The organism is Tildeniella sp. (assembly GCF_059505325.1).
In genome coordinates, this window is sequence record NZ_JCACKI010000002.1 from 1 (window position 1) to 9660 (window position 9660).

Annotated in this window: 11 protein-coding genes; 5 read left to right on the forward strand and 6 right to left on the reverse strand. The window is 51.9% G+C overall.

The features are described 5' to 3' along the window. Positions 1-126 precede the first annotated feature (126 nt). The gene (locus AC5JO6_RS00835) at positions 127-1050 is read right to left on the reverse strand and encodes a helix-turn-helix domain-containing protein (protein WP_496079141.1); all 924 of its coding nucleotides are present in this window, start codon (positions 1048-1050) and stop codon (positions 127-129) included. A 269-nt stretch (positions 1051-1319) separates the two neighbouring features. Between AC5JO6_RS00835 and hppD the strand changes: the two genes are divergently transcribed. Continuing rightward, positions 1320-2474 (forward strand): 4-hydroxyphenylpyruvate dioxygenase, encoded by a 1155-nt coding sequence (hppD, locus tag AC5JO6_RS00840; RefSeq protein ID WP_496079142.1) that lies wholly within the window; start codon positions 1320-1322, stop codon positions 2472-2474. Positions 2475-2597: 123 nt separating this feature from the next. Here the strand turns inward: hppD and AC5JO6_RS00845 are convergent, their stop codons facing one another. Further along, a complete protein-coding gene (locus AC5JO6_RS00845; protein ID WP_496079143.1) occupies positions 2598-3218 on the reverse strand; it encodes a CPP1-like family protein in 621 nt (206 codons plus the stop codon). Positions 3219-3675: 457 nt separating this feature from the next. Here AC5JO6_RS00845 and AC5JO6_RS00850 point away from each other — a divergent pair, with 457 nt between their 5' ends. After that, positions 3676-4398 (forward strand): response regulator transcription factor, encoded by a 723-nt coding sequence (locus AC5JO6_RS00850; RefSeq protein ID WP_496079144.1) that lies wholly within the window; start codon positions 3676-3678, stop codon positions 4396-4398. Positions 4399-4422: 24 nt separating this feature from the next. Continuing rightward, entirely contained in the window at positions 4423-5157 is a 735-nt protein-coding gene (locus tag AC5JO6_RS00855; protein ID WP_496079145.1) for a response regulator transcription factor, read from the forward strand. A 50-nt stretch (positions 5158-5207) separates the two neighbouring features. On the opposite strand, the gene AC5JO6_RS00860 is transcribed toward AC5JO6_RS00855, so the two are convergent. From AC5JO6_RS00860 to AC5JO6_RS00870, 3 genes are all read right to left on the reverse strand, one after another. Beyond that, entirely contained in the window at positions 5208-5447 is a 240-nt protein-coding gene (locus AC5JO6_RS00860) for a 2Fe-2S iron-sulfur cluster-binding protein (protein ID WP_496079146.1), read from the reverse strand. An 81-nt stretch (positions 5448-5528) separates the two neighbouring features. Then, positions 5529-7004: a cobyric acid synthase CobQ gene (cobQ, locus tag AC5JO6_RS00865; protein WP_496079147.1), complete on the reverse strand. Its 1476-nt coding sequence runs from the start codon at positions 7002-7004 to the stop codon at positions 5529-5531. A 111-nt stretch (positions 7005-7115) separates the two neighbouring features. Next, positions 7116-7526, reverse strand: coding sequence for an Npun_F0494 family protein (locus tag AC5JO6_RS00870; protein ID WP_496079148.1), 411 nt, complete (start codon positions 7524-7526; stop codon positions 7116-7118). A 406-nt stretch (positions 7527-7932) separates the two neighbouring features. On the opposite strand from AC5JO6_RS00870, the gene AC5JO6_RS00875 reads away from it, so the two are divergent. After that, on the forward strand, positions 7933-8370 hold the full coding sequence (locus AC5JO6_RS00875) for a bis(5'-nucleosyl)-tetraphosphatase (protein ID WP_496079149.1): 438 nt from the start codon (positions 7933-7935) through the stop codon (positions 8368-8370). 121 nt (positions 8371-8491) lie between these two features. On the opposite strand, the gene AC5JO6_RS00880 is transcribed toward AC5JO6_RS00875, so the two are convergent. Beyond that, the gene (locus tag AC5JO6_RS00880) at positions 8492-8767 is read right to left on the reverse strand and encodes a hypothetical protein (protein ID WP_496079150.1); all 276 of its coding nucleotides are present in this window, start codon (positions 8765-8767) and stop codon (positions 8492-8494) included. A 295-nt stretch (positions 8768-9062) separates the two neighbouring features. Between AC5JO6_RS00880 and AC5JO6_RS00885 the strand changes: the two genes are divergently transcribed. Continuing rightward, positions 9063-9512: a peroxiredoxin gene (locus AC5JO6_RS00885; RefSeq protein ID WP_496079151.1), complete on the forward strand. Its 450-nt coding sequence runs from the start codon at positions 9063-9065 to the stop codon at positions 9510-9512. Positions 9513-9660: the final 148 nt, after the last annotated feature.

Genomic DNA, 9660 nt, shown 5'->3' on the forward strand with positions numbered 1-9660 from the left:
TATCAGCTATCAGCTATCAGCTATCAGCTATCAGCTATCAGCTATCAGCTATCAGGACAAGCTTTAGGGCTGACGGCTGACGGCTGACGGCTGACGGCTTCTTACTAGGCTAGCGCCTTCCACCAATCAGTTCGCTGCACCTGGTTTAGGCTTCTCACTGGGCGGAAACGTGACATCCTTCACCTCACCAGGCGCACCCAAACGTTTTGCTTCGCCCTGATTGTAAGAAACCGACACTGCGCCAGCATTTCCCGCTTGCAGCACCAGTGTTTTTTGCGCCTTCCACGTTTTTTGCTCGCCCTTTTTCAAGATGCCTTCGTACTCGGTTTTACCATCTGCAATGACCTGAAACCAGGATTCGTCCGTCAGCTTCACTGCTACCTGAATCGGCGAGTCCGCTGCTGGTGTGGCTTCACCTGGGGCAGATACCGTCGGCAATGGGCTGCTTGAGGCTTGAGGCGCGATCGAGGTCGGGGCATCTGCGCTGGGCTGTGGTGAAGGAGCGGCTGGACTGACGCTGTTGGCGGTCGTTTCAGACTGTGACTCGATCGCGGTAGGACGATTTAGCACATTGACCAGCCCAACTCCCACCAAAAGCACTGCCGCTGCGCTTAACAGCACCCACGGCAAGTAAGAGCGCCCAGCAGGAGGGGTGCGATCGTGCTGGATGAACTGAGGCGGCAAATCGATCGGCTCGACAGCAGACGATTCAGCGACATCGTGCTCCACAGGCTGTTCGACGGTATGGGGGCGCTCTGCCTCCGGTGCTTTGCGCTCAATCATAAATGATGGCTGTGGTGTAAAGGTTTTTGCCAGCGCTACACCATCCAGCCCGATCGCGTCTGCAAAGCGTCGAATAAAGCCCTGAACAAAGACTGGCTCTGGTAATCGCTCAATGTGCCCCTCTTCCAGCGCTTGCAGAAGACGCAGCGGAATGTAGGTCTTGACCGCAATTTCGTCCAACGAAACGCCTCGTTCCTTACGCTCTCGACCAAGATAGGTACCAATCGTTTTGAGTTGCTCCACCTGAGTGGCATCAAGCTCTTTCATTGCTCTTCCTTACAGTCCTTAAAACTCGTGTTAGCTCTGATGTTAGTAAAGCAGTCTGGTGCCAATGCGTAAACCCGCAGCGATCGCAGCGCTGGTGTGAGTCCTGACATCACTCAGTATGATAGGGATGCTAGTAAAGAAATGTAAAATAAATGCAAGAAAACGTTATTGTTAAGGCGAAAGGCGCTTTTGACTAAAGAGAGACCTGAAGGTAAGGGCAACCAGAGAGAATTAACATTCGGACGCGTTGTTTGCCTGAGTCAAGTTTGATGAAAATTGACCACGTTTGTTTCTATGTGAACGATGCGATCGCGACCCGTGATTGGTTTGTCCAGCAATTAGGGTTCCGCTCTGTGGGCAGCCATGTGAATGCGGATCGCGCGATCGAGGTCGTTAATGCGGGTGCTATATACTTCGTGCTTTGCTCTGCAACGAATGCGCGGAGTCCGATCGCCGCCTTTTTGCAGCGCCATCCTCCAGGTGTTGCTGATGTCGCTTTTTGCGTGGAGGATATCGCAGCCACGATCGCTCAGGCAACGCAGCAGGGCGCTACTGTGCTACAGCCCATCCAAACCGAAGTGCAGGCACAAGGAACACTCAAGTGGGCAACGCTGGCTGCCTGGGCTGGTCTCACGCATACCCTGCTGGAACGGATAGGTATCACCTCTCTGCTGCCCCAAGCCACCGCCAGGTTGGACAACTTACTCATCGCTCAACCCGGCTATACAAGCGATTCTCCTCCAATAGCGGTTGAGCTAGACGATGACAGCAATCCTGGTCTGTTTACAAGCATTGACCACGTTGTCTTGAATGTAGCAGCAGGTGACTTAGAGCGATCGGTTGCCTGGTATGAACGGGTCTTAGGGTTTCAACCCCAGCAGGGCTTTGCGATCCAGACTGCTCACTCAGCCCTATGCAGCCAGGTCATGCGACACCCTTCGCCAGGTGGGGCACAGTTGCCAATCAACGAACCCGCTTCATCCAACTCGCAGATTCAAGAGTTTTTGGATGTCAATCACGGCGCTGGTGTGCAGCACATTGCCCTCGAAACGACTAATTTGGTGAGGACGATCGCCCAGCTACGGCAGCGCCACTTAGCGCTGATGCATGTTCCTGCAAGCTACTACACGCAGTTGCGTCAGCGATCTGGGTTCGCTTTGCCAGAGGTCATGATCCAGCAGCTAGAGCAGCAGCAAATCCTAGCCGACTGGCAACCTGACGCGCATCAAGCTGTCTTACTCCAAACCTTCACCCAGCCGATTTTTGACGAGCCTACGTTTTTCTTTGAACTCATTCAACGACAGCCTAGCGATGACAGTGGACACTCACAGCTAGCGCAAGGGTTTGGTGAAGGCAATTTTCGTGCCCTGTTTGAGGCGATCGAGCGCGAACAGATGAAACGCGGCAGCTTACACACCTCCTAGGGCGCGTCATCAATTAACGATCAAACGCTTGCAGCATCAGCCCAGTCGCGCCCGCTCCTAAAAAGCAGGCTAGGGGCTGTAGCCTTTCTACCATTGGATGTTGGCTGAAATTGATGACAGCCCCTAGCGCAGAAAGCTGCTCACCAGCCACAGAACGAAGAACGTCACCACGCTAACAAGGACATTTGGGTTTGGAATCAGGCTGGTGACTTGAGCAGGTAAGAGGGTGCTGAGTAACCCACCCACTAGAAATCCGCTGACCAACCCCAGGAAACCCAGTAAGACCGTTCTGCCAAGCTTCCGCTCTTTGCGGTAGAGAAAGTAGAAACTTGCGCCCATGCCCAAAATCAACGCCATTTGCACTACATTAGCGCCTGGAGCAAAGATGACGAGCGCACTGAGCGCACTAAGCACCCCGGCTGGCAGCAGAATATCCGCTCGGCTGGGAGTATCAATGAAGCGCTGTAACCATGCCGGACCTCGGCTAGTCGGCGCGACGGGTGGATTGGATGGCAGCGGCACAATTTTTTCGGGAAATCGAATGCGATCGGGCACTTTAATTTTGCCTTCCTGCCGCAGACGCAAGCGATCCATTAAAACGGCATCATAGGCAGCTTCAATGCTCTCTAGCTGCTTGCGATCGCCCTGATGCTGAGCAAACAGTTGATTACGAGCATCTTGAATTTCCTCAAAGCTGGAAGCCTCTGTTACCCCAAGCTGTTCGTATGGACTTTGGCTACTCATGGTTTGCGTCTCCACCTCTATCCAAAGCTAACGTAGTCTGATACCTGTTCACAAGCATTTTTAGCATCGATCGCAAAATCTTAGTTATGTTGGGCTTGACAGGCGATCGTCTCATGGCTTGCCCCTTTCTCTAGCGAACGTCGTGATTGCCCAAGACAGTCTGTGAAAGCTGAGTCATACTGTTCCTGGGAAGAGTACTGATCAGACAAGCGTACTGATGAGAGGCTGTATGCTCTGTAATAACAAACTAGATAGAAAGCAACAAAGCGTTGTTGTCGTAAATCTCGTCATCAAGGGCATACTTAACCATCAAACACTAAATCAACAATTGTTTAGAATGTTGGGTGCATCGCTTGACTTAGCATAATAGCTTGTCAGCCTTGTGTCGCTTCTTCCTCGTGCTGCTTCACGGCTACTCTACTTAATCCAGTCCTCTTTCTTCTCCAAACGCAAGGTTATGGCTATGGCTCCAGCCAAGATTCTCGTAGTTGATGACGATCCTGCAATCCGGAATCTCATTCACCGCTTTTTAACTAAGCAGAACTATCAGATGGAATCAGCCGAGGATGGCAAAAGTGCCTTAGCAACGTTTGAACAGTTCAATCCAGATTTGGTCATTCTAGACGTGAATCTACCCGATGCCAACGGCTACAACCTTTGCCAGGAGATGCAAAGCCGAACAAACGTGTTTATCCTCATGCTGACTAGCCGCACAGATGAGGCGGATAAAATCAAAGGCTTCTCGCAGGGCGCTGATGACTATATCACCAAGCCGTTCAGTCTGGGAGAGCTGGGTGTTCGTGTGGGAGCCATCTTAAAGCGCCAACGCCCGGTTACGTCAGCCGAGCAGCAATGCCTCATGTTTGACCAACTGATGATCGACCCGGTGCGGCGCGAGGTGAAGTTTAACGATGACATTATTCTGTTGACAGCGCTGGAATTTGATTTACTTCATTTTTTGGCGAGTCATCCGGGTCGTGTCTGGCGACGAGCTGAGCTGATTCAAGAAGTCTGGGACTATGAGTATGTCGGCGACCAGCGGGTCGTTGATGTCCACATTGGTCAGATTCGGAAAAAGATTGAGATTGATACCAGTCAACCAGCTCTTATTCAGACAGTGCGGGGTGTCGGTTATAAGTTTGAGGCACCTGGCAGTGGAAAGCCGGATGCCAGTGCCTAGTAATGAGTTTCAGGTAATGTGGCTATGAATAACGTGGCTGTAACGGATGTTAAAAAGATTTTGGTGGTTGAGGATGATATTGCTATTCGTAATTTGATCCAACGGTTTCTCAACAGCAAGCCAGCCTATCAGGTGAAGTCTGTTGGCGATGGTAAAAGCGCGATCGCCAGCTTCAAGGAGTTTGATCCCGACCTGGTGATCTTAGATATCAACTTGCCAGATAGCAACGGCTATCAACTCTGTCGAGATATGCAAGCCGCTACTAATGTTTGCGTTCTCATGCTCACTAGCTCCACCGATCAGGCGGCTAAGCTCAGGGTGCTGGCGGAGGGCGCAGATGACTATATGACTAAGCCGTTTGACCTGGAAGAACTGGCAGTGCGAGTTGAGGTGGTACTGCGCCGAATGCGGGAGCGCACATCGCTACAGGAAAAGCCGCTGACGTTTGGCACACTGACGATCGATCCGCCCAGACGCGAAGTCAAGCTTAATAACGAACTTGTGCGACTCACAGCACTAGAATTCAACCTGCTGCATTTCCTCGCCAGCCATCCTGGTCGTGTGTGGACACGCCTCGAACTCATTCGTGAGGTCTGGGGACACGAGTTTCCTGGTGATCCCCGTGTGGTCGATGTTCACATTGGTCAGATTCGCAGCCACATCGAAGTAGACACTAGCCAGCCAATGCTGATCCACACAGTGCGAGGCGTTGGCTACAAATTTGAATCAGCCGACCCTGCACAGGGCGACAACGCTTAGTCTACCGCCTGGCAGCGACTGACCGCGATTGTTCCTACCACATTAGATTCCTACCACGTCAGATCCGCATAAAGATTGACAGTGAGGCGCGATCGACCGTCTGGCACTGCGCTGATGCAGCTACAGACGGACTCTTCGCCATCCAGCTCTACCTCGCAAGCATGGCATGAACCCATCAGGCATCCTGTAGGAATCGAGACTCCAGCACGACTAGCCGCCCGCAGCAGCAACTCTCCAGGCTCGGCATCAATGGTTACATCGTCAGGCAAAAAGTGGATACGAACGCTCATCGGTGGAGAACCCTCGAAAACGTCAATTCTAAGCCAAGACTGTGGGAATCCCAAGGTGACAGTTCTTCTGGAGGTTGGTTGCTAGTTACTTTGCGGTAAAACTGTTGTGAGATTGAGATGCGGCTCAACGGCATCGGCAAGGGCGTTAAGCATCAGTTCGCGCTGTTCTCGATAGTTGGGCACGCCTGTTGGTAGGGATTTTAAGCCACGCTGCTGGCGGAGACGGTTAAGCCATGCCCGTCGCCACGGACCGTTGTCGAACAGACCGTGTAAATAGGCACCCCAAACGGATTGGGTATCATCGACAACGCCCAGGTTAGGGTCATCGAACAGTTGCTGAATATTTTCACCTTCAATCAGGCGTGTTCTGCCCTGGTGAATTTCGTAGCCTGCGACTGGTAGACCCTCTTGCGGAAAATTGGATGTGACGAGGCGCTGTCGGGCAACTTTTTGCCCAGCAATGACAGTTTTGAGTGGGAGCAGCCCCAAGCCTTTGTAGCGTCCTTCATGCCCTTCGATGCCTTCTGGATCTGCCAGAATTTTACCCAGCATCTGGTAGCCGCCGCAAATGCCTAGCACCGTACCGCCTGCTGCGACGTAGTTTTGGATCTCTTCTGCCATACCCGTTTTGTGTAGCACGATGAGGTCAGCGATCGTCGTTTTGGAGCCAGGAATAATCACTGCATCTGGGTGCCCTAACGATTGTTTGGGGCTGATGTACTTGACCGAAACCGTGTCTTCTGATTCCAGAGGGTCAAAGTCGGTAAAGTTAGAAATGCGAGGCAAACGGACGACAGCGATGTTGAGATCGCCTGTCGGGTTGCTGGAGCGACCGTCGATCAGGCTTAAGGAATCTTCTGCCGGGAAGCTCTGATCCAGCCAGGGAATAACACCAATAACGGGAATACCTGTGCGTTCTTCTAGCCAGTCGATGCCGGATTGCAGGAGCGATCGCTGTCCTCGAAACTTGTTGATGACCACGCCTTTAATAAGGGCACGTTCATCTGGATCGAGTAGTTCAAGCGTACCAACAACGTGAGCAAACGCACCACCGCGATCGATGTCCACGACCAGGATTGTAGGCGCGTTTAAATGTTTGGCAATCCGCATATTGGTTAGATCGCGGTGCTTGAGGTTGATTTCGGCTGGGCTGCCAGCGCCTTCGCACACCAGCATGTCAAATTCTTCACCCAGGCGGCGGAGGGATTCTTCGATCGCCTGCCAACCAACGTCAAAATACTGCTCGTAATACTCAGCGGCACCCACTTTACCGACCGCTTTGCCCTTAATAATCACCTGGGAGGTCATATCCCCCTGGGGCTTCAGGAGGATCGGATTCATTTCGACCCAGGGTGCAATACCAGCCGCCCATGCCTGTACTGCCTGAGCGTGACCGATTTCACCACCGCTAGCAGTGACATACGCATTAAGCGCCATGTTCTGCCCTTTGAAGGGTGCTACCCGCCACCCGCGACGGCTAAGAATGCGACAGATGGCAGCCGTAAGCAGCGATTTACCTGCGTGGGAGGTGGTTCCCACAACCATAATGGCTTTCATGCAAAACCCTCATGAGACAGACTGAAGGCTAGAGGCTGAACATTCTTGCCTAATCCTTGATCCTTCATCCATCCTTGGTCGCTTACCTTTTCTTTCATCTTGATCTAACGTCTAAATGGGCAACCGAAACCAACGATTCCAGGCATGCTGGAGGCGATCGACAAGAGTTGGTGTCATGCGGCTTGCGTCTCCTTGCTCTTGCCACTTTTGCACCAGTTGACGACCGAGTGGCGTTACCCGAAAACTGTCGGTTAGCCCCTGTCCATCGACCTCTCGTCGCAGCAGCCCAACCTGGATTAACCAGAGTAGCTCTGCTTCTGCAAGCAATTCTGAGAGAGGCGTTTGGCTGTATTGATGTGCTACTCCAGAGTGCCCTGAAATTGCGGCGAGGGAAACACTCTGCTGCATCATTGTAGTAAATAAGGTGAGCTTGAAGGGTGCACATCGCATCGCTTGCTCTGCCCGACGTACCGTTTTATCAGGGTAATGAATAGTTTGACGAATGCTGGAGTGAGCAGTCATTGCAGTTAAAGAGCCTGGTTTGGCAGAACGCGCGGCTAAAAGTAGGTGCGCATGAAGTTGGTATCAATTTAGCCTAGCTTCCATATTATGCGTTTTATTTTGGTTGCGCATGGGTATGCCTCTGCCGTGGAGCAGGTTGCAGGAGAAAAACATCCGACCAGGGGCGATTGTGTGCCTTTGATACATCTTTTCTTGAGCTGCACTCACTCATACAGTCAAATGTCATACAGTTCGTGATTAGCGGAACCATAGTCAAGAATCCACGGCGGCTGTCTGGCGATCGACATGGCAACTAGCAGGCATAGTGCGTAAATTGGAACGTCACCATGAAGACACAGATATGGATTTTTGCGTCAAAATAGATTAGATTTCTCGCCGCTATGTCTTTGTTGTGCCAAAAAACCGCATGGCTGATTCTAAGATCGCAAGGGACGAAGCCTTTGGTATTGTCCCGGTTCTGCATACCGATACGACCCATCAGTTTCTTCTCATTCAGCACCACGCCGGACACTGGGGCTTTCCCAAAGGGCACGCCGATCCGGGTGAGTCGGCGTTGCAAGCAGCGTGCCGTGAATTTCTCGAAGAGACGGGTATTTCAGACTACAGCCTGATCGAAGGTGTGTCGTTTTCAGAGCAGTACCCCTTTACCCGCAGTGGGAAAAAGTTTGAAAAAACAGTCGTCTATTTTCTCGCCTGGGTGCAATCAGCAATCGTTCACTGCCAGGAGAAAGAGATTCAGGCATACGTTTGGGCTGATTATGAGCAGGCGATCGTTCAACTAAGTTTTGACGGTGCAAAGCAAGTGTTGCGTGAGGCACAGCAGTATTTGAAGAGCAGTTTTTAGAAAGGCAGGAGTGAGGAGGCAGGCTTCGACATGAGCGCTCAGCCGAACGTAGGCAGGAGGCAGAAGGAGAGTTAATTCAAAATTCAAAACTTTCTCACTCCTCACTCCTCACTCCTCACCCCTAAAGCGATTCAAACTGTTCGCGCCTCAATACAATTTCGCCGTAGTCGGGGATCCAGGCAACCCATTGGTGATCTGCGGCTTCACACAGTAAGAGGGCTTCGTCTGCACTGTAGGCGCTAGGTCGTTGCAAGAGCTTGACCCACGTTAAGGGCGCGATCGCGGGTAGTGTTGAAGACGTAAGAGGCTGTAAGTCAGGGCGATCGGTGACAGTGTGCCATGCCTGCTCTAGCATTTGTCGCTGTAGGCAAAGCCGAAATTCGGTTTCCAGTCTCATGGCTCGTTTGTTAGCAGCAGCGCCAGGGGGAAGTGTGTTGCAGGAAAACATTGAAGCTGCGATGGAGTGCAGGGGACGCGATCGCAAGCTGCTGTCATGACAAGCAATGTTGACCGCCAGCAAACCTTCGTACTGAAATCAAGGCGCAAAATTGATTCCGTATCTTATGCTACAGAATTTTGTCGGGTTATAGCAACTTTGTGTTAGAACGTTATGTGCTGTGTGGCACGCGCTAAAGCAGCGCGATCGGTACTACAATCCGTAATGATTCTGTATCAGCAAGGAATGTAACCCTATGCCTTTATCTGTGGGTGACACCGCTCCAAATTTCACCGTCAAAGATACGATCGGCAAAACCGTTACGCTGTCTGAATACGCAGGCAAAACGGTCGTTCTCTACTTCTATCCCAAAGACGATACGCCCGGTTGCACCAAAGAAGCTTGCAGCTTTCGGGACAACTATCAGCAATACCTGAGCCAGGGAATTACAGTCTTTGGGGTCAGCATGGATGATGAAGCCTCGCACCAGCAGTTCACTGAAAAATTTAGCCTGCCGTTTCCGCTGCTAGCTGATGTGGATGGGGCAATCACGAAGTCATACGATGTGTTGGGCGATCGCAACGGTGTGTCTTACTCTCAGCGTGTGACCTACATCATTGGTGGTGATGGCAAAATTGCCCAGGTTTACACCTCGATCCAAACTGAAACTCATGCCAGTGATATTCTGGCAGCGATCAGCGCTTAGACGTTGTTAAGCAACTAGCGGTCAGCGGTCAGCGGTCAGCAGTCAGCAGTCAGCGGTCAGCAGTCAGCAGTCAGCGGTCAGCGGTCAGCAGTCAGCAGTCAGCGGTCAGCGGTCAGCGGTCAGCGGTCAGCGGTCAGCGGTCAGCGGT

Excerpts from the sequence above, each read along its gene's own strand:
- AC5JO6_RS00880 (WP_496079150.1), bottom strand. The coding sequence starts at position 8,767 with ATGAGACTGGAAACCGAATTTCGGCTTTGCCTACAGCGACAAATGCTA.
- AC5JO6_RS00885 (WP_496079151.1), top strand. The coding sequence starts at position 9,063 with ATGCCTTTATCTGTGGGTGACACCGCTCCAAATTTCACCGTCAAAGAT.
- AC5JO6_RS00845 (WP_496079143.1), bottom strand. The coding sequence starts at position 3,218 with ATGAGTAGCCAAAGTCCATACGAACAGCTTGGGGTAACAGAGGCTTCC.
- AC5JO6_RS00835 (WP_496079141.1), bottom strand. The coding sequence starts at position 1,050 with ATGAAAGAGCTTGATGCCACTCAGGTGGAGCAACTCAAAACGATTGGT.
- cobQ (WP_496079147.1), bottom strand. The coding sequence starts at position 7,004 with ATGAAAGCCATTATGGTTGTGGGAACCACCTCCCACGCAGGTAAATCG.
- AC5JO6_RS00855 (WP_496079145.1), top strand. The coding sequence starts at position 4,423 with ATGAATAACGTGGCTGTAACGGATGTTAAAAAGATTTTGGTGGTTGAG.
- hppD (WP_496079142.1), top strand. The coding sequence starts at position 1,320 with ATGAAAATTGACCACGTTTGTTTCTATGTGAACGATGCGATCGCGACC.
- AC5JO6_RS00875 (WP_496079149.1), top strand. The coding sequence starts at position 7,933 with ATGGCTGATTCTAAGATCGCAAGGGACGAAGCCTTTGGTATTGTCCCG.
- AC5JO6_RS00870 (WP_496079148.1), bottom strand. The coding sequence starts at position 7,526 with ATGACTGCTCACTCCAGCATTCGTCAAACTATTCATTACCCTGATAAA.
- AC5JO6_RS00850 (WP_496079144.1), top strand. The coding sequence starts at position 3,676 with ATGGCTATGGCTCCAGCCAAGATTCTCGTAGTTGATGACGATCCTGCA.
- AC5JO6_RS00860 (WP_496079146.1), bottom strand. The coding sequence starts at position 5,447 with ATGAGCGTTCGTATCCACTTTTTGCCTGACGATGTAACCATTGATGCC.